At 66.0% G+C, this 18640-nt stretch carries 14 protein-coding genes; 10 read left to right on the forward strand and 4 right to left on the reverse strand.

From position 1 onward, the window contains the following. Nucleotides 1-23: 23 nt before the first annotated feature. Together EV380_RS03180 and EV380_RS03185 are read right to left on the reverse strand one after the other, a co-directional pair. The gene (locus EV380_RS03180; RefSeq protein ID WP_130449300.1) at nucleotides 24-713 is read right to left on the reverse strand and encodes an Rv3235 family protein; all 690 of its coding nucleotides are present in this window, start codon (nucleotides 711-713) and stop codon (nucleotides 24-26) included. Between the two features lie 41 nt (nucleotides 714-754). Further along, the gene (locus EV380_RS03185) at nucleotides 755-1705 is read right to left on the reverse strand and encodes a LysM peptidoglycan-binding domain-containing protein (RefSeq protein ID WP_130449302.1); all 951 of its coding nucleotides are present in this window, start codon (nucleotides 1703-1705) and stop codon (nucleotides 755-757) included. Between the two features lie 196 nt (nucleotides 1706-1901). Here EV380_RS03185 and EV380_RS03190 point away from each other — a divergent pair, with 196 nt between their 5' ends. From EV380_RS03190 to EV380_RS03210, 5 genes are all read left to right on the forward strand, one after another. Further along, a complete protein-coding gene (locus EV380_RS03190; RefSeq protein ID WP_102158018.1) occupies nucleotides 1902-2444 on the forward strand; it encodes a hypothetical protein in 543 nt (180 codons plus the stop codon). A 130-nt stretch (nucleotides 2445-2574) separates the two neighbouring features. Then, nucleotides 2575-3231, forward strand: a complete 657-nt coding sequence (locus tag EV380_RS03195) for a CpaB family protein (RefSeq protein WP_130449304.1) — start codon at nucleotides 2575-2577, stop codon at nucleotides 3229-3231. Continuing rightward, on the forward strand, nucleotides 3228-4490 hold the full coding sequence (locus EV380_RS03200) for a CpaE/TadZ family protein (RefSeq protein ID WP_130449306.1): 1263 nt from the start codon (nucleotides 3228-3230) through the stop codon (nucleotides 4488-4490). Before EV380_RS03195 ends, EV380_RS03200 begins: the two co-directional genes overlap by 4 nt. A gap of 70 nt (nucleotides 4491-4560) precedes the next feature. After that, nucleotides 4561-9393, forward strand: coding sequence for an NAD-glutamate dehydrogenase (locus EV380_RS03205; RefSeq protein ID WP_130449308.1), 4833 nt, complete (start codon nucleotides 4561-4563; stop codon nucleotides 9391-9393). A gap of 1 nt (nucleotide 9394) precedes the next feature. Further along, the gene (locus EV380_RS03210; RefSeq protein WP_102158014.1) at nucleotides 9395-10852 is read left to right on the forward strand and encodes a sensor histidine kinase; all 1458 of its coding nucleotides are present in this window, start codon (nucleotides 9395-9397) and stop codon (nucleotides 10850-10852) included. A gap of 77 nt (nucleotides 10853-10929) precedes the next feature. Here the strand turns inward: EV380_RS03210 and EV380_RS03215 are convergent, their stop codons facing one another. Continuing rightward, nucleotides 10930-12864, reverse strand: a complete 1935-nt coding sequence (locus EV380_RS03215) for a LysM peptidoglycan-binding domain-containing protein (RefSeq protein ID WP_207219296.1) — start codon at nucleotides 12862-12864, stop codon at nucleotides 10930-10932. Between the two features lie 262 nt (nucleotides 12865-13126). Here EV380_RS03215 and EV380_RS03220 point away from each other — a divergent pair, with 262 nt between their 5' ends. Next, nucleotides 13127-13480: an Rv2175c family DNA-binding protein gene (locus EV380_RS03220; protein WP_102161669.1), complete on the forward strand. Its 354-nt coding sequence runs from the start codon at nucleotides 13127-13129 to the stop codon at nucleotides 13478-13480. A gap of 12 nt (nucleotides 13481-13492) precedes the next feature. Here the strand turns inward: EV380_RS03220 and EV380_RS03225 are convergent, their stop codons facing one another. Further along, nucleotides 13493-14599: a polyprenyl synthetase family protein gene (locus tag EV380_RS03225; RefSeq protein WP_130449312.1), complete on the reverse strand. Its 1107-nt coding sequence runs from the start codon at nucleotides 14597-14599 to the stop codon at nucleotides 13493-13495. A 77-nt stretch (nucleotides 14600-14676) separates the two neighbouring features. On the opposite strand from EV380_RS03225, the gene dinB reads away from it, so the two are divergent. The 4 genes from dinB (at nucleotide 14677) to rsmH (ending at nucleotide 18637) form a co-directional block, all read left to right on the forward strand. Continuing rightward, entirely contained in the window at nucleotides 14677-15888 is a 1212-nt protein-coding gene (gene dinB, locus EV380_RS03230) for a DNA polymerase IV (RefSeq protein ID WP_130449314.1), read from the forward strand. 288 nt (nucleotides 15889-16176) lie between these two features. Continuing rightward, on the forward strand, nucleotides 16177-16539 hold the full coding sequence (locus tag EV380_RS03235) for a DUF3040 domain-containing protein (RefSeq protein ID WP_102161655.1): 363 nt from the start codon (nucleotides 16177-16179) through the stop codon (nucleotides 16537-16539). A 392-nt stretch (nucleotides 16540-16931) separates the two neighbouring features. After that, nucleotides 16932-17363 carry a division/cell wall cluster transcriptional repressor MraZ gene (mraZ, locus tag EV380_RS03240; RefSeq protein ID WP_102161653.1) on the forward strand — a complete coding sequence of 144 codons (432 nt, stop codon included), beginning with the start codon at nucleotides 16932-16934 and terminating at the stop codon, nucleotides 17361-17363. 239 nt (nucleotides 17364-17602) lie between these two features. Next, nucleotides 17603-18637, forward strand: coding sequence for a 16S rRNA (cytosine(1402)-N(4))-methyltransferase RsmH (rsmH, locus tag EV380_RS03245; RefSeq protein ID WP_130449316.1), 1035 nt, complete (start codon nucleotides 17603-17605; stop codon nucleotides 18635-18637). Nucleotides 18638-18640 lie beyond the last annotated feature (3 nt).

Raw genomic sequence — 18640 nt, forward strand, 5'->3', positions numbered from 1 at the left:
CTCGGCGGGAACCTTGACGGTTCCTAGCCGAGTTCCAGTGCGTTAACCCGCCATTGACCCCGGCGACGCTCCAGACGAAGCGCCGCCGCGCGGATGCGGTCGTTGCACTGGACGGTCACGGTCGCCTCGTAGACGTCGTCCGAGATCCTGCAGAGGCGCGAGCGGCGGACCGTCGTCGTCCGCTTCACGCGTGACGTCGACTGAGCGCCCGCCAGCGACAGCGAGACCCGTTCGCGGAGGCGGTCCATGGCGGACAGATCGAGCCAGCGGTTCATCTGCGTCAGTGAACGGGTGCCATTGAGGACTTCGAAGGCGCACTGGCCAACGACCCGTGCGATGTGCGAGACCTCGCGGTACTCGGCCGTGAGTCTGCGCTTGAGTCGTTCAGCGGCCAGGGCATCCGAGGCGGGCGGCCAAGAAGCGGGGCGCTCGGCCTCCGCGTCGGTGGACTTCTCGCCGGCGTTCCCCCGCTCTTCGGCACGGAGAGCGGGGAACGGCGTCACGGGAGCCGAGGACTCGTCGCCGGCCGCGAAGAGGTCGCTGAATCGGCGTACCGGCTGGGCCGCCTCCGCCGACCGGCGGCGGATATCGGAAAGCCGGATAACACGCAGTGAGTTCTGATCGTTGGCGTCGGCGAGCAGCTCGGGCAGGGCGCGAGCGTCCTGGTCGCGGTCGGAGTGCAGCGGCTCTTCGTTGTTTGCCAGGGCAGTCATGATGTCTCCTCTGAAGTGCGTCGAATGCGATTGCGGTGATACTAGGAAAGGGGGGTGTCCGTCGGGGGCGTGAGGACCGAGCCGACCGCCAACTGATCGGGGTCTGGCCCGATGACGTCACGGTTCATGTCGTACCAGCGGGGCCATTCGGCGGCGATCTCGGCGCTCGTGGCCTCCGGCCCGAGAGCGGCGGCAGCGATGCTCCACAACGTGTCTCCGGCCGTGACGACGACCTCGTCGCTCGCCGGGCGGGTCGAGCCGAGGACGCGGTCGATCTCCGGCGCGGTGCGACCGGGGGTCCAGACCGGCGACGGTGCTGGCTCTCCGGGCAGTTCCACCTCAGCGGAGACTGGCGTCACCGCCTCCGCAAGCTGGGTCGTGTCGAGGACGCGGTCCAACTGGGGACCATGGAGGGAAGGACCCCACGCCGGCGACGGCACGTCGTCGGACTGGACTGCCGACCAGAGGGGAGACGGTGCTGCCTCGGTGGTCACGGACCGGTCATCGTGGGCAGAGGAAGCGGGGAGGTCGGCGGCGAAAGCCCCGGGAGCCGCGATGAGCTGCACACCCAGCACGGCGGTGGCCACTCGGCGCATGCAGGCCGGCGACCAGCGTGCGACGAGCTGCGCGGCCCGCGGCTTGTGGAGGCGCAGCAGGAGGGCGCCGGTGATCGCCGCCGTCATCGACAGCGCCCACCACAGCAGAGTGAGGATGCCGATGGCGCAGAAAGCCAACGCCAGCACATTCTCCAGCTCGCTCAGGCTGCGGGGTACGGCGTGCGCGGCGATCCGGTCGAGGTCGAAAGCGCCACCCACCTGGTTTCGCCAGATGAGCGCCCCGGCCCCGGCGACGAGGGCGCCCAGCAGGAGCAGGCAGACGGTCAAGACGACGTCGGCCGGGGACACCCTGACCCGCGCTGCGGTCTCCCGCGTCCGGCACTGCTGGTGCCCCGTCGTCAGGGATCGTGGTTCGGTCCCCTCATGTCCCCACATGCGTACTCCCGTAGCTCATCCACCGGAACAGGTGGCCTGCACCCAAACCTTGCGTTTTGGTGCTGTTTGATGTTTTTACAAGCTTTATGTTTGCAGCTTAGATCTATCCTGTCCAGAGCTGTCGTAGCAATTCCGACGCACGCGAGGGGTGCGGGCGGCCTCGTCCGAGGGCTGATCAGGCATCTAAGGTGGAGGCATGCGGTGGGAAACTCTTTTTGCAGATCTTGAGGCTCAGCTCAACGGCGAGGCTGCGCGCGGTCGGACCGCCGAGATCCAGGAGATGGTCAGCTACGAGCGTTCGCAGGTTCCGATGGCGGGCCGCCTCGTCGCCTGGGTGGGGCAGGAGGTCGATCTCGTCACCTTGGGTGGGCAGCGCTTTTCGGGCGTGTTGCGTACTTCGGGTTCCGGCTGGGTAGCACTCAGGTCCGGCGCCCTCGAGTACATCGTGTTCACGGGGGCCATCCGTTCCATAGAAGGGCGCGGCCAGCGAGTCGGCTCGACCGACCGGGCCCGCATCAGCCTGCGTCTGGCGCTGCGGGCGATCGCCCGCGACCGGTCGGCGGTGACGATTTTCGCCACGGACGGCGAGGTGGCTGTGACGGGCACCATCGACTACGTGGGCACGGACTTCCTGCAGGTCGCCGTACATGCGCCGGGGGAGCTGCCGGAGCGGGGCGCCATCACGGCCCGTCAGGTGCTGCCACTGGCCGCTGTGGCGGTCATCCAGCGAAGGTCCTGATGACGAGACCGGGTTATCCACAAAAATGACATACATGTCGCAGCCTGATACATCTCATGTCTAGTCTTAACCCGACAGCCGAGCGACCAGTGCACAGGACCTGGGGGCTGAAGCGAGAGAAGGAAGACGCGTGAGCGCAGAAGGCACAACAGCCCAGGCCGAGACGAAACGACTTAAACGACCAGGCTGGCGCGATCCTCGGCTGATCATCGGGCTGTTGCTGGTCGTCGCCTCCATCGCGGGCGTCGTCGGACTCGTGACCGCGCTGGATCGGACCGTCAGCGTTTACGCGGCGAAGGACGATCTCACCGTGGGGGAGCGGATCAGCGTCGACGACCTGTCAGTCGTCGAGGTGCGCGTCGACGGTATCGAGGACCTGTACGTTTCCGCCAGCGACCCGCTCAAGAGCGGCACCCGGGCCTCGGCTTTCGTCAAGGCTGGCGAGCTCGTTCCGGCGCGTGCCATCGTCGGTACTGACCAACAGGGCCGCAAGCCGGTCTCGGTTCCCGTCGCCGGTGCGATCTCCAACGCCATCAGCGTCGGTGGACACGTGGACGTCTGGTCGGCTGCGCCCGCTGGAACCGGCAACAACTTCTCCGATCCGGAGCGGATTCTCGAACGGGTCGAGGTCGCCGCCGTGTCGGACATCCAGTCAGGATTCGGTGGGACCAGCGGTACCAATCTCGAACTGCTCGTGACTGACGACGAGCTTCCCGCCCTTTTGGGGGCTCTGGCGAACGATTCGAAGATCACCGTCGTCTACACCGCAGTCGGGGGCGACGAGTGAACGTCTCACTGGTCGTGTGGGGCGACACCCTCGGCGTCAGTGACGGGATCGAGGGCATCCGCGGCCCCGTCACGGTGGCGCGCCAGTGCGACGATATCTTCGAGACGATTGCCCTGGTGGAATCCGGTCTCGCCGACGCCGTCCTGCTCGCAGGGCCGTCGCCCGACGTCGACGCTCACGTTGCCGACGCACTACTCGAGCGCGGCGCCGTCGTCGTGGCACTTGCCGACGACCCGGGCGAGCGTGCACGGCTGCGCGATCTCGGCGTGACGTGCGAATCGGCCACCGCGTCGCCGCAGGCACTCGCCGATCTCTTCGAACTGACGATGTCGACTGCGCCTGAACCCTCCACCGGGCGCCGTCGCGGACCGGACGAAATGGTGGAGCCCGCCGCCGAACCGCCCTCGGGCCAGGTCATCGCGGTGTGGGGGCCGACGGGCGCGCCCGGTCGGACCACCTTCGCGGTCAACTACGCGGTGGAGTCCGCGCTCGCGGGTTCGACGGTTGCACTCGTCGACGCCGACACGTACGGTGCCAGCGTCTCCGTCCATCTCGGACTCATGGAGGAGTCCGCCGGTATCGCTCAGCTCTGTCGCCTCTCCGATCAAGGTGTGCTGGATCGCGCTAGCTTCGAGCGGGCCTGCCCGGTCCTCCCCGTCGCTGGGGCGCGTATCCGCGTGGCGACGGGGCTGCCTCGCCCGCAGCGTTGGCCGGAGTTGCGGAAGTCTTCGCTCGAGCGAGTACTCAGCTACTTGCGTACGATCGTGGACGTGATCGTCGTGGACGTGGCGGCATTCCTCGAACAGGACGAGGAGCTGTCCTTCGATACCGCCGCACCGCAGCGGAACGCCGCGACGTTGGCCGTGCTCGAGAACGCAGACGAGGTGATTGCGGTCGGGCAGGCGGATGCCGTGGGCGTGCCGCGGATGATCAAGGCGCTCGAGCAATTGTCGGAGCTGCTGCCTGACCAGCTGCCGCGGGTGATCTTCAACAAGATGTCCCGGTCCGCGCTGGGACCCAACCCGGAGCGTCAGCTTCGCGAAACGTGGGAGCGCTTCGGCCCGCGGACGCCGATCAGGGGATACCTTCCCTGGGACGCCGAGTCGACTGCGGCGGCGCTGCTGAAGGGAAACGCGTTCGCGGAGTCGAGTCCTGACTCCGATCTGCGGGTAGCGATCGCCCGCCTGGCCGGCAACGACGTGACCCCTCGACGGAACCTCTTCTCGCGTCGGCGCGGTGGTGGTGTGCCGCAGGGGTAAAGCGGACGAGATAGGCTGGACCCATGTCGCGAAGACGCGGCAGAAATGTCTTGACATGGAGGCCTAAATTATGTCGACGGGGTCCAGCATGGCCGATCGGTTCATCGCTGACACACTCGCTCCCTCATTCGCCGAGTCCTACTATGGGCACCTCGCCCAAGAGGACGCCGAGAACTACAATGACGTAGATCTCGATCAGCGCGTTGAGACTCATCTCCGGCTCGGGTTCGAACGCCAGCCCGACCAGGCGCTCGTAGCCACGAGGAACGACGACGGTCGAACCGTCGTCTACGTCGTCACGGACGATATGCCGTTCCTGGTCGACTCGGTAGTTGCCGAGATCGTCCGGCAGAAGTATGCGATTTCGCTGGTCACGCACCCGACGTTCGTCGTCCAGCGCGATCACTCGACCGGTCAACTGACCAACGTCGATCCGATTTCGACGGTCGCGCCGATTTCCAGCGGCGACACGGCCACGCTGCCGAGCATGGCCCAGTTCCTCCAGAACGCCGACGCGGACACCAAGATCGAATCCTGGATCGCGGTGCAGCTTTCCGACGAGAAGACCGAAGAACAGTGCGATGAGATCGTCGCCGGTGTCCAAGCCGCCCTCGCCGACGTCCGCGTTTCCGTGGACGACTGGCAGCTCATGCGCAACAAGGTGCAGGAGATCGTCGCCGATCTCGAAGCGAAGCGCGCCATGCTCGACGTGGACGGGCTCGAAGAGGCGGCGGACCTGCTCCGCTGGCTCGACAACGGACACTTCACCTTCCTGGGCTACCGCGAGTACGACCTGATCCGGTCCGATGGCGAAGATGCTCTCGAGATTCAACTCGACAGCAGTCTCGGGCTGATGCGCCGGAGCAACCCGGATTCGACTCTGCAGCAGCTGAATTCGTTGGGCCGTGCCCACGCGCGGGAACGGTCGCCGCTCGTCATCACGAAGGCCAACCGGCGCTCGCGCGTGGACCGCAGCGTCTACCTCGATTACATCGGTGTGAAGTCCTTCGACGACCAGGGGAACGTGACCGGCGAACGCCGTTTCATCGGCCTGTTCGCGTCGAGCGCCTACATCCGATCGGTGCGGGACATCCCCGTCGTCCGGAAGAAAGTGGACGCCGTGCGCCGCCGGGCCGGCTTCACCGCCCAGTCCCACTCCGGCAAGGACCTCGTCGCCATCCTTGAGGCGTACCCGCGGGACGAGCTCTTCCAGATCGAGGTCGACGACCTCTACGAGACCGTCATGGGCATCCTGAAGCTCCAGGAGCGCCGCGTGACGCGAGTCTTCCTGCGCCCGGACACGTACGGGCGGTTCATGTCCGCGCTCGTGTTCGTCCCTCGCGACCGCTACACGACCAACGTCCGGCGTCGTATCGAGGACGAGCTGCAGGAGACGTTCAACTCGGAGTCACTCGACTTCGAAGTGCACATGAGCGAATCGGCGCTGGTGCGCGTCTTCTTCCGCATCCGGCTGCCCAAGGGCGGCGAGGTCCCGGACGTCGACCGCAAGCAGTTGGAGAAGCGGCTCGTCCGTGCTGTCAGGTCCTGGCCCGAAGGTGTCTCCCAGGTACTGGCCGAGCGCCACCCGGACGAGGCCAAGGGGCTCATCCAGCAGTGGGCTGCGGCCTTCCCGGCGGCCTACCGCGTCGCCTTCGAGGTCGAGGACGCGTTGGATGACATCGCGGAGTTCACCCTTCTCGAATCGCCGGACCACCGAGGCCCCGTCGTGCGGATCCGCCCGGCCACCGCCGAGGAGGCTGCGCGCGGTTTGACCGCCCGGTTGAAGATCTACGTCGACGCGACGATGTCGCTGAGCCGGATCCTTCCCGTGCTGACCAATCAGGGACTGGAGGTCATCGACGAGACCCCGTACGTCATCCGTCGCGCCGATTCCACGGAGCTCTACCTCTACGTGTTCGGCCTCCGCTTCCCGACGGGCGGAGACGCGTCCGAGGCCTACGACCTGCTCGGGGAGGCGTACCGCGCCGTCGCTCTGGGCCTCGCCGAGACGGATGTCTTCGATCGCCTCATCCTGGCTCAGCACATGACGTGGCGCCAGGTCAGCATCCTGCGCGCCTACGCCAAGTACCTGCGGCAGCTCGGCAACTCGAACTCTTACGAGTTCATGGGGGACACCTTGCTGGCCAACCCGGACGTGTCCCAGGCGCTGATCGACCTGTTCGACGCGACCTTCCGACCGGACCTGGCCGACGCCGAACGAGACGCCGCCGTGGACTCGGCGCAGACTGCCCTCGCCACGGGTCTCGAGCAGGTTGCGACGCTGGACGCCGACCGCCTGCTGCGCCGCTTCCAGAACGTCATCGCCGCGACGCTCAGGACGAATTACTACGCTCAGGGCGCCGACGCGCTGGCCTTCAAACTCAGCCCGGAGGATATCGACGGCGCCCCCTTCCCACGCCCGAAGTACGAGATCTGGGTCTACTCGCCGAGCGTCGAGGGCGTGCACCTGCGGTTCGGCGCGGTCGCCCGAGGCGGACTGCGCTGGTCGGATCGTCGTGAAGATTTCCGTACGGAGGTGCTCGGTCTCGTCAAGGCTCAGGTCAGTAAGAATGCCGTCATCGTGCCGGACGGCGCCAAGGGCGGCTTCTACGCGAAGCAGTTGCCCGACCCTGCCGTCGACCGCGGTGCGTGGTTCGAGGCCGGTAAGGCCGCGTACCGCGTGTTCATTCGGTCGCTGCTGTCGGTGACGGACAACCTCGACATCGCACCGGACGGGACGCAGACGGTGATCCCTCCGGCCGACGTCGTCCGTCTGGACGGAGACGATACCTACCTCGTTGTCGCTGCCGACAAGGGGACGGCGACGTTCTCGGACATCGCCAACGAGATCTCCCTCGAGGTCGGCCACTGGCTCGGCGACGCCTTCGCCTCCGGCGGCTCCGTAGGCTACGACCACAAGGCCATGGGCATCACGGCGCGTGGCGCGTGGGAGTCAGTCAAGAGCCACTTCATGGAACTGGATCTCGACACCCAGTCGGAGGACTTCACGGTCGCCGGTGTCGGTGATATGAGCGGCGACGTCTTCGGCAACGGCATGTTGCTCTCGCGTCATATTCGCCTCGTCGCGGCCTTCGATCATCGGCACATCTTCCTGGATCCCGCCCCGGTCGCGGCCACCTCGTTCGAGGAACGCCAACGGCTGTTCAGGCTTCCGCGGTCGAGCTGGGCCGACTACGACGGGGACCTCATCAGCGAGGGTGGCGGGGTCTATCCGCGCCACGCCAAGACCATCCCGGTGTCGCCCCAGGTGCGCGAGGTCCTGGGCCTTGACGGGAACGTCACCAAGCTGACCCCGCCGGAGCTGCTCAAGGCCATTCTGCGGGCGCCGGTCGACCTGTTCTACAACGGCGGCATCGGGACGTATGTGAAGTCGAGCAGCGAATCGCACACGGACGTTGGCGATCGCGCCAACGACCTGATTCGTGTGGATGGCAGTGAGATGCGGGCACGCGTGATCGGCGAAGGCGGAAACCTCGGGTTGACCCAGCTGGGTCGCGTCGAGGCGGCTCTCAACGGAGTGCTCGTGAACACCGACGCGATCGACAATTCCGCCGGTGTGGATTGCTCGGACCACGAGGTCAACATCAAGATCCTCGTGGACCGGCTGGTGGCTGGCGGCAAGCTCGCCGCCGACGATCGCGCCGCGTTCCTGGAGTCGATGACCGACGAAATCGCCAGCTTGGTCCTCAAGACCAACTTCGATCAGAACGTTCTCCTGGTCAACGACCGTCAGAAGATGAGTTCGTGGAACGCGAGCTTCGAGCGTTTGATGGACTGGCTGGAGGAGAACGCGGGCCTCGATCGCGAGCTGGAGTTCCTGCCATCCGAAACGGAGCTCGCACGACGGCGGTCCGCCGGACAGGGACTGACATCGCCCGAACTCTCGGTGCTCGCCGCCTACGCCAAGATCAATCTGACGTCGGCACTGACCGAGGCGCGTCTCGCCGACGATCCGTATTTCGACCAGACGCTTCTCGACTACTTCCCCTCGCAACTGCGGGAGCGCTTCCGCGACGACATTCTGGCCCATCCGCTGCGCCAGGAGATCGTCGCGACAACCATCGCGAACGACATCGTCAACCGCGGCGGGATCACCTTCGCCTTCCGCGTGGTGGAAGAGACGGGTGCCTCCGAAGCGACGGTGGCGAGGGCGTTCGTTGCCCTCGAGAAGATCTACGAATTCGATCAGGTTTTCCGTGACGTGCATGAACTGCCCGTCTCCTTCCCGACCGAGCAGTGGTGCGAATTCCAGCTGGACGTCCGGCGCATGTTGGACCGGACCACGCGTTGGTTCATTTCGCATGTCGGTGACATGGGAGTGCAGGATGTCATCGACCAGTTCCGCCCGACCGTTCAGCGCCTCAGCGCCCGGATGCCGGAACTCTTGCGCGGCGCCGATGCGGACCGCGTTGCGGAGCTGCGAGAGCTGGCGACCGAGTGGGGGATCGGGGACGGGTTGGCCAAGCGCTGGTCGGAACAGTTCGAGACGTTCCCGTTGCTGGACATTGCTCAGGCAGCCCACGAGACGGGTGTCGACGCCGATAAGCTCGCGGCCGTCTACTACGCGGTCTACGAGCGCTTCGAGATCGACTCGCTGCTGGTTCGGATCACCAAGCTGCCGCGGGAGGATCGTTGGCAGTCGCTGGCGCGTGCTGGTCTGCGCGACGACATCTACACGACGGCGCTCGATATCGCGCTTTCTGCGATGAGCATCACTCCCGACGGCACGCCGGACGAGCAGCTGGAGGCCTGGGAGGTCGCCCAGCAGAAGAACCTCTCGAGGGTCAAGCACGTCTTCGACGAGGTCAACAGTCAGGAACGTGACGACATGGCATCCTTGTCGGTAGCTTTGCGACTGTTGCGCTCAATCGTGCGGAGGTAACGTGGCGATCATTACGGAGACCATCCGGCCCTATGCGGACTTCGGTCCGGGGGACGAGGACTGGCTGCACCTCCTGGTGGGGGACTGGCAGCTTGTCGCGGATCTTGCATTCGCGGACCTCGTGCTCTGGCATCCGGGGCCGGATGGCTCCTACGTCGCCTTGGCGCACGTTCGCCCGTCGACGAGCCACACGGTTTTCCACACGGACTTCGTGGGCGAACGCATCCGCAAGGACCTCAAGTCCCTCGTGGACCGAGCGTGGCACTCGGGCGAGTTTCAGCTCGCCAAGGGGGACGGATCGATGCAGATCGAGGCCGTTCCCCTGCGGCGGGCGGGCCGGACGCTCGCCGTCGTGACGACACATATGGATCTGGGCGGCTCACGGCTCCCGTCGCGGCTTGAGATCACGTACCGCCAGTGTGCCAGGGACATCCTCACGATGTGCCACCAGGGCATCTGGCCGGACTTCACGTCGCCCACGGGGTCGCGCCGGGGTGCGCCCCGCGTCGGCGATGGGATGATCCGGCTCGACAGGCACGGCGTGGTTGAATACGCGAGCCCGAACGGCGTCTCGGCCTTCCGCCGGCTCGGCGGCAGCGACAGCCTCGAGGGGAGGTCCTTGCCGGAGTTGGCGGCGGCGCTTCTGAAGGTCAGGCGGATGTCCGACGAGGCACTGCCGTTGGTCCTCTCCGGCCGGATGCCGTGGCGAACGGAGATCTCCGCCCATGGGGTCACCTTGTCGCTGCGGGCCATTCCGCTGCGCGACGGCGCGTCCCGCTACGGTGCCGTACTGCTCTGCCGGGACGTCACCGAGCTGCGCCGTCGTGAGATGGAACTGGTGACCAAGGACGCCACGATCCGCGAGATCCATCACCGGGTCAAGAACAACCTGCAGACGGTCGCCGCCCTACTGCGCATGCAGTCCCGGCGCATGAAGAGCGACGAGGGCAAGGCCGGTCTCGAGCAAGCCATGCGCCGGGTCGCGACGATCGCGCTCGTGCATGAGACGCTTTCGCAGGGACTGACGCAGAATGTTGAGTTCGATGAGTTAATCGACCGTCAGTTCCGGCTCGCGGCCGAGGTCGCGTCGCCGGGGCAGATCGTGCGGACCGAGCGGACGGGAACGTTCGGCGCCCTGCCGAGCGAGATCGCGACCCCGCTGTCGCTGGTGATCAACGAACTCGTCTCCAACGCGGTCGAGCACGGCCTCGGTGAGAATGATGGGACCGTTTGCCTCGACGCGGAACGGGCGGTCGATGAGGGCGGACGAGAGATCGTGAACGTGACGATCACGGACGACGGCGTCGGCATCACCGGCGAGCCCGGGACCAGTGGTCTCGGATTGCAGATCGTACGCACGCTGGTCACGAGCGAGCTCGGCGGGCAGATCCGCTGGGAACCGCGCCGGAGCAAAGGCACGCGCGTCACGGTGACGCTGCCGGTCGACCGGGCTGCGTAGACGGAACGCCGAAGGCCGGGCGGCGATCCCATCAGGGGTCGCCGCCCGGCCTTCGTCATGCAACCGGTTGTTGCGGCCTACTTGAAGTTCTTCTGGTGGGCCTTGACCGAGCGCACGTAGTCCTTCGTGTCGTCGTACATGCCGTTGCGGCGCACGGAGCCCTGCCCCTGGTAGTACGAGGCGATACCGTTTTCGAAGCTGTCAGACGTGCGCTGCAGGGCGGCGATGATGGCGACGCCCGCGACGGCGTTGTCGTGCGGGTTCAGCAGGTCCAGCTTGCGTCCGACGAGGGACGAAGCCCATTCGCCGGAGGAGGGGATGACCTGCATCGCGCCGATGGCATTGGCGGGGGATACCGCTGTCGCGTTGAAGCCGGATTCCTGGTAGGCGTGGGCCAGCGCCAGCGACGGGTCTACGCCGAACTGGCGCGCGGTGGAGGCGATGATGCTGCGCATCTCGTCCCGATTCGGCAGATCGCGTGAGAGCAGGACTGCCTTGTTCTCGTTGGCGCTCTTGACGGTCGCTTCCGGGTACTTGTAGTGCAGGAACGTCGAGGGCACCAGCTGGCCGGCCGCCTCAGTCGACCCGGAGCCCGGGACCTTCAGCTTCTTCCCGGGGTGGATCACGGACGTGTTCTTCAGGCCGTTGGTCGAGAGCAGCTTGCTCAGGCCCACGCCGTACTTACCGGCGATTCCCGACAGAGTCTCGCCCGACGCGACGGTGTGCGTCCGCGAGGACGACGACGAAGACGTGGAGGAGGACGAGCTGGAGGAGCTCGACGACTTGCTCGAGCTGCTGGAGCCGGCCGTGAGGCGGATGGTTTTGCCCGCGTAAATGGTCGAGGTGCTCTTGAGGTTGTTGATCTCGAGCAGCTTGGACAGGGACAGGCCGTTGCTGGCCGCGATGCCCGAGAGCGTGTCGCCGCTCTTGATCGTGTAGGACTTGGCGGAGCTCGAGGACGATGAGCTGGAGGAGCTCGACGACTTGCTCGAGCTGCTGGAGGAGCTGGAGCCGGCCGCGAGGCGGATGGTCTTGCCCGCGTAGATGGTCGAGGTGCTCTTGAGGTTGTTGATCTCGAGCAGCTTGGACAGGGACAGGCCGTTGCTGGCCGCGATGCCCGAGAGCGTGTCGCCGCTCTTGATCGTGTAGGACTTGGCGGAGCCCGAGGACGATGAGTTCGACGACTTGCTGGAGCTGCTGGAGGAGCTGGAGCCGGCCGCGAGGCGGATGGTTTTGCCCGCGTAGATGGTCGAGGTGCTCTTGAGGTTGTTGATCTCGAGCAGCTTGGACAGGGACAGGCCGTTGCTGGCCGCGATGCCCGAGAGCGTGTCGCCGCTCTTGATCGTGTAGGACTTGGCGGAGCTCGAGGACGATGAGCTGGAGGAGCTCGAAGTCGAAGTTGTGGTGACCTTGTTGGTTGCGACGACGACGCGCTGGCCCGGGTGGATGATCGCGGTTTTCTTGAGCTTCGGATTCATCGCGAGCAGCTTGGACAGCGATACGTCGTAACGCGCGGCCACGCCGTAAAGCGTGTCACCGTGCTTCACCGTGTAGTGCTTGGCAGTGCCGTTGGAGGCTACCGCCGAGGCGATGACCTTGTTCGTCGAACCGCCGGAGAGCTTGATCTTCTGTCCGGGGCGGATCACCGACGAACTCGAGAGGTCGTTGGCCTTGAGGATGGTGCTGAGGGAGACCCCGCTTCGCGCGGAAATGTGCGAGAGCGTGTCCCCGGACTTCACCGTCACGGACTTGGGAGTGGAGGCCGGCACCGCGGTCGAGATCTTCGAGGGGATCTGGGAGGCCACGAGGTGGGCAGCGATTCGGTTCTGCGCGGCGGCGATATTCGCCGTGGTCGCCGTCTTGGGAGACATCGTCTGGGCGGGCGAAGCGGGCGGTGCCGCCTGAGCCGGGGCCGCAGCACCCATCCCGGTCAGCATGACGGCCGGAAGGGTCGCGACGGCTACGGTGCCGGAAGCGACGCGGCTTCGGCCCGTGCGGCTCGTCTCGGTCATTCGTGCGCTAGCGGAGCTGAACTGTGGCATGGGAATCCTCTGTCGTGGTCGGATCGCGGTGCCGCAGAAGAATCTTCCCCGTGATGCTTCTGTGACTCGTGTTGCGAGTGTGACTCTTGTGAATCTACACCACGACCTATGAGGGAAGAAACCGTTATCAAGGAGAAATTATCTGGTGGGCGTGTCGTTTCGAGGCGGGGCCGTCCGCCCGCGCCGACGCGTTTTCGGCGTCCTCGGCCGCTGCATGTGGCACCCTTGTTAGGTGAGTAATCTTGAGAACTTAGTAGCCGACTGGCTTCCCCTGCCCGACGTCGCTGACGCATTGGGCATCGATATCCGCAAGGTGCACAGCCTGATCCGGGACCGCGCGCTCGTGGAGCACCGCATCGGCGAGCGGCGGATCCGCGCCATTCCGGCGGCTTTCCTCAAAGACGGTGAGGTGCTCGACAGCCTCAAGGGGACCATCACGGTCCTGTCTGACTCCGGATTCGACGACGAGGAGCTCATCGGATGGCTCTTCACCGCGGACGAGTCCCTGCCGGGAACGCCCATCGAAGCGCTACGCGAAGGACGAAAGACCGAGATCCGCCGCCGCGCCCAGGCAGCTGGCTTCTAAAGAAAGCGCCGCCTACGACGTGCGGCGGATGGCGGCCAGACCAAGGTGACGCAACGCGTCCCGGACGGCCGCAGGAACCGGCAGAGCTGCCAGCGCGCCGAAGCCCTGCTCCGACAGCTCGCTGATGCTGGCTTCTGTGGCCGCGAGGGCGCCCGAATCGATCAGGATCCGACACATCCTCGTGACCTCTTTCGTCGTGAGGTCGTCGGCGCCGAGCCGCTTCTGGACGAATTCGCAGTCGGCCGCTGTGCCGAGCAGAAGAGCGTGGGCAATGAGCTCCGTTCGTTTGCCTTCGCGCAAGTCGTCGCCCGCCGGCTTGCCGGTGGTGGCGGGGTCGCCGAACACGCCGAGCACGTCGTCGCGCAGCTGGAACGCCTCGCCGAGGGGCAGAGCGAACGCCGAATACTGTTTCAGGAGGTCATCGCCCGCCCCCGCCAGCGCGCCGCCGAGCAGCATCGGATTCTCCGTCGAGTACTTGGCGCTTTTATATCGCACGATCGTGCGCGCGCGGGCGACGGCCTCGTCCGACCCGTAGGACGGGCCGGCCGATTCCTCGAGCACGTCCAGGAACTGGCCGGCCATGACCTGCGTCCGCATCGCGTCGTATACGCGGCGGGCTGCGGGCGGCGCCGTCGTCGTGCCGAACATCTGCTCGCTCAGCGACAGGCAGAGGTCGCCTGCGAGGACGGATGCGGCCTCGCCGAATCGGGCGGCATCGCGCGCCCACCCGGCGTCGCGGTGCAGGGCCTCGAAACGCCGGTGCACGCTCGGCTGGCCTCGCCGAGTGTCCGAACGGTCGATGAGATCGTCGTGAATCAGGGCCGCCGCCTGGAACAGTTCCAGTGAGGCCCCGATCCGGACGACGTCCTCGTCGTCCGCGTCGCCGCCAGCGCCGACGAACCCGAGATAGGCGAAGCGCGGACGCAGCCGCTTCCCATTCACGGTGAGGTCGTTGATGCTGGCGATCAGCTCGTCGGCGTGCGGGGAGATGCTTCCGATGACCGTTCGCTGTTCGTCCAGAAACGACACGATCGTCGCATTCACGCGTTCAGTGAAGGCGGCGACGTCGAAGGGGTCGCGACCTGCCGTCGCGGGCTGGGAGCTGGAACCAGAGGTCATGGAGCCGATTCTGTGAGATTCTTCGTGTGGGCCGCGGCACCGCCGCGGGGTCCCTTCCACTTTATAGGCTGTTGACCATGAATGAGTCTGCTCGCCCACGGGCAATCCTGCACGTCGACATGGACGCGTTCTTCGTGTCCGTGGAACTGCTGGAGCGCCCGGAGCTGGAGGGCGAACAGGTGATCGTCGGAAACCCGGAGGGCCGTTCGGTGGTGCTCTCGGCCTCATACGAGTGCAGGGCGCTCGGCGTACGTTCGGCCATGCCCATGGCGACGGCAATGCGACTCGCTCCGCGGGCCACCGTCATCGCGCCGCGGCAGGAGCGCTACCAGCTCGTCTCGCGACAGATCATGAAGATATTTCGCGATGTCACCCCTGCCGTGCAGCAGCTCTCGGTCGACGAGGCGTTCCTCGACGTGACGGGCAGCCTGCGCCGGCTGGGTTCCCCGCCGCAGATCGGTCAACGCCTCCGCGAGCAGATCCGCACAGAATTGCGGCTGCCTGCGAGCGTAGGCGTCGCGAAGAACATGTTCGTTGCCAAGATCGCTTCCACACGGGCCAAACCTGACGGGATGCTCGTGATCCGCCCCGACGAGACCGTGGCTTTTTTGCACACGCTGCCGGTGTCCGCGTTGTGGGGCGTCGGGCGCCGGACGGAGGAATCGCTGGACAGGGCGGGGATCCACACGGTGCGCGACATTGCCCAGACTCCGCCCGCCACGCTGACCAAGCTTCTCGGGAGCACCGGCGCCCGACTCTACGAGCTCGCGTGGGGGCGCGACGAGCGCTCCGTCGAACCGGTCAGGGAGGAGAAGAGCATCGGGGCGGAGGAGACCTTCGCATCCGACGTCCGGGATGTCGAGGTGCTGCATGCCGAGTTCCTGCGCCTGGCCTACCGCGTCGCCGAGCGGATGCGACGGTCGGGCAAGCAGGCCCAAACCGTGGCGATCAAGGTCCGCTACGACGATTTCAGGACGGTGAGCCGCAGTCGGCGACTGCCGCAGCCGTCGTCGTCCGCGGTCGCGCTGGCAGAAGCGGCTACCGGTCTCTTCGAGGCCCTCCGGCAGGACGGGGATTCTATCCGCCTCGTCGGCCTGCGGGCCGAGCAGTTGACGACGGGGGCCGGGGTCCAGTTCAGCTTCGACCGAGCCGACGCCAACTGGGAGCTGGCCGAGGCCGCGATGGACCGGATTCGGGACCGATTCGCTGATTCCGGCATCAAGCCGGCGACCCTGTTGGAACCCCCGTCCGGCGGCGGACGCCGCGCACCCGGAACCGAGAGCGATTGATGCCGGGCTGACTACCCTCAAAGCAGTTGCACCAGTATCCTTGGAATATGTACATAGTCGGCGAGGTCGAGCGCTAGGCGCGAATCTCCGCGCCCCGAGATGAGGCGCGCGGATTCGGGTCGACTGGCTGCGACGCGGGGCTCTGTAGGTACGGAACAAACTGGATATTTCGACGGAACAAGTCCGGAGTTCGCGACGTTGAAATATGTACGTAGTGTGTGAGGTCATCGATCCGTTGCCGGAGACCGCCGGCATCGGACGAGTGACAGAAAGAAATGGGGAAGGACAATGCCGCTTTCCGATCACGAACAGCGCCTCTTGGAGCAGCTGGAGAAGCAGCTGCACCAGGATCAGCGATTTGCGTCCACCATGAAGTCCGGGGGCGGCTACTCGACGCGCAACATTGTGATTGGTGCGCTGATCGGCGTCGCCGGCGTCATCGCGCTTCTCGTGGGCATCTCGAGTCAGCTCATCATCGTCGGCGTACTGGGTTTCGCCCTGATGTGCATCGGCGTCTACTTCGGGCTCTCCAAGCGCGGTAGCGCCGGAAGCGACAAGCCGACAAAGAATGGGCCGGGCAAAGGCACGAGCAACTTCATGGCTGACCTCGAAGCCAAGTGGGATGAGCGCCGCCGCGACCAGGACCTCTAAAGAGGGACCCTACGGCGTAGGCGTCGCGCCGATGGCAGGTGCGACGCGCCGCTGACTCGTGTGCCCGTTGGACGTGCTCCAGATTCCTCCACGACCGCCCACCCGCCCCTCCACTTCGCACCACAACCCGCCGGATTCGGCGGGTTTTCGTGTTTAACGGGTGATTTCCCTTGAGTCGATCTTGATGCTGGGTGTTTCCTGCCAATTTGTCCTCCACTTTGCGCCACCCTCCGGAATCCGCATGATTCCGGGGTTCCTCTTCATGCCCGATGAGCCTAAAACGGCAGGATGTCATTGACAGTGGTAGAAGGTGGAGTAAAGTGGGGGCCAGTAGAGGGCAGTGGAGGGGTGGATCCGCCAAGGAGGCACTTTCTGCCGGGAAGGCGGTGCGTATGTTCCTCGGGACACACACGCCGCGTCTCGACGAGAAGGGGCGTCTGATCCTCCCCGCGAAGTATCGGGACGAGCTCGGCAACGGGTTGGTTCTGACGCGGGGCCAGGAGCGGTGCATCTACGTCTTCAGTCAGCGGGAGTTCGAACGCGTACACGAGCAGATGCGGCAGGCGCCGTTGTCTTCTCGCCAGGCGCGCGACTACATCCGCGTGTTCCTCTCGGGGGCCTCGGACGAGGTGCCCGACAAGCAAGGGCGGGTCACGATTCCGTCCTCACTACGCGCCTACGCCGGCCTGGACCGTGAGGTCACCGTCATCGGCGCTGGAACCAGAGCAGAAATCTGGGACAGCGCGGCGTGGGGTGCATACCTCGAAGAGAAGGAGACGACGTTCTCCGAGACCGACGAGGAGGTTCTCCCGGGAATCTTCTAGGCCGCCGAAACGGCGTCCGAGAATGCGGAAAGGCGGGCTTGAGCCAGATCTCTCCCCGCCCGGTCCACCACCTGACTCACCTTCCCCGGAGTCAGGCGGAGGAACCGGAGCGGTGGGGGATCTGACCCAAGGCCGACGGCAAACGATTGGACAACACCGGGGCGCAGAGTGCTCCCGGAAGTAGCTGGACACGAGGGCTTCGGCCCGCACACATACACCCGAGCTGAGAGGGGCCGGCGATGGCTGAAGAAGACGCAGAGCGCGCGGAGTCGCGTGGCGCGTCCTCGCCATCCGAGGCTGGACCCAAGCCCACCCATGAGCGGCACGTGCCCGTCCTCCTCGACAGGTGCCTGAACCTGTTGGCCCCCGGAATCGAGGCGGCTCGAAGCGCGGGACGCACGCCCGTCGTCGTTGACTGCACGCTCGGCATGGGTGGGCACTCCGAAGCTCTGTTGGAGCGCTTCGAGGATGTTCACCTCGTCGGGCTCGATCGCGACGAGCAGGCGCTGGCCCTCGCCGGCGCGAGGCTGGGAAAGTACGCCGAGCGGACCGAACTCGTGCACGCCGTCTACGACGAGATCGCCGAGGTCGTCCGCGACCTGGGATTCGCGGTCGTCGACGGGGTCCTCTTCGACCTCGGCGTCTCCTCCCTGCAGCTCGACGAGCGCGAACGCGGATTCGCCTACTCGTACGACGCCCCCCTCGACATGCGCATGGATACGTCCCGGGGGCAGACCGCCGCCGACGTCGTGAACAGCGCCACCCACGGCGAGCTGGCACGGATCATCCGCACGTGGGGTGAAGACAAGTTCGCGGGGCGCATCGCCTCGGCCATCGTCCGTGCACGAGACGAGCAACCGCTGGAGACCACGGGACGACTCGTCGAGGTCATCCGGACGGTGGTCCCCGCCGGCGCGGCCCGTACTGCCGGGCACCCGGCCAAGCGGACGTTCCAGGCGCTGCGCATCGCCGTCAACGAGGAGCTGGACGTCCTCGAGCGGGCGCTCCCGGCCGCGATGTCGGTGACGTCGATGGGCGGCCGCGTCGTCGTGATGAGCTACCACTCGCTCGAGGACAAGATCACCAAACGGTTCTTCCAGACCGGATCCACCTCCTCCGCGCCCGTCGGGTTCCCCGTCGAGCTCGAGGAACACAAACCCCGCTTCAGGACCCTCACCAAGGGCACCGAGAAGCCGACCGCGGACGAAATCGCAGAAAATCCGCGCGCAGCCTCAGCCAAGCTGCGCGCGGTCGAACGGATCATGAAGGACTGATGG

Origin of the sequence: Zhihengliuella halotolerans, assembly GCF_004217565.1 — a bacterium.
GTDB lineage: Bacteria > Actinomycetota > Actinomycetes > Actinomycetales > Micrococcaceae > Zhihengliuella > Zhihengliuella halotolerans.

Excerpts from the sequence above, each read along its gene's own strand:
- EV380_RS03180 (WP_130449300.1), bottom strand. The coding sequence starts at position 713 with ATGACTGCCCTGGCAAACAACGAAGAGCCGCTGCACTCCGACCGCGAC.
- EV380_RS03185 (WP_130449302.1), bottom strand. The coding sequence starts at position 1,705 with ATGTGGGGACATGAGGGGACCGAACCACGATCCCTGACGACGGGGCAC.
- EV380_RS03190 (WP_102158018.1), top strand. The coding sequence starts at position 1,902 with ATGCGGTGGGAAACTCTTTTTGCAGATCTTGAGGCTCAGCTCAACGGC.
- EV380_RS03205 (WP_130449308.1), top strand. The coding sequence starts at position 4,561 with ATGTCGACGGGGTCCAGCATGGCCGATCGGTTCATCGCTGACACACTC.
- EV380_RS03215 (WP_207219296.1), bottom strand. The coding sequence starts at position 12,864 with ATGACCGAGACGAGCCGCACGGGCCGAAGCCGCGTCGCTTCCGGCACC.
- EV380_RS03225 (WP_130449312.1), bottom strand. The coding sequence starts at position 14,599 with ATGACCTCTGGTTCCAGCTCCCAGCCCGCGACGGCAGGTCGCGACCCC.
- dinB (WP_130449314.1), top strand. The coding sequence starts at position 14,677 with ATGAATGAGTCTGCTCGCCCACGGGCAATCCTGCACGTCGACATGGAC.
- EV380_RS03235 (WP_102161655.1), top strand. The coding sequence starts at position 16,177 with ATGCCGCTTTCCGATCACGAACAGCGCCTCTTGGAGCAGCTGGAGAAG.
- mraZ (WP_102161653.1), top strand. The coding sequence starts at position 16,932 with ATGTTCCTCGGGACACACACGCCGCGTCTCGACGAGAAGGGGCGTCTG.
- rsmH (WP_130449316.1), top strand. The coding sequence starts at position 17,603 with ATGGCTGAAGAAGACGCAGAGCGCGCGGAGTCGCGTGGCGCGTCCTCG.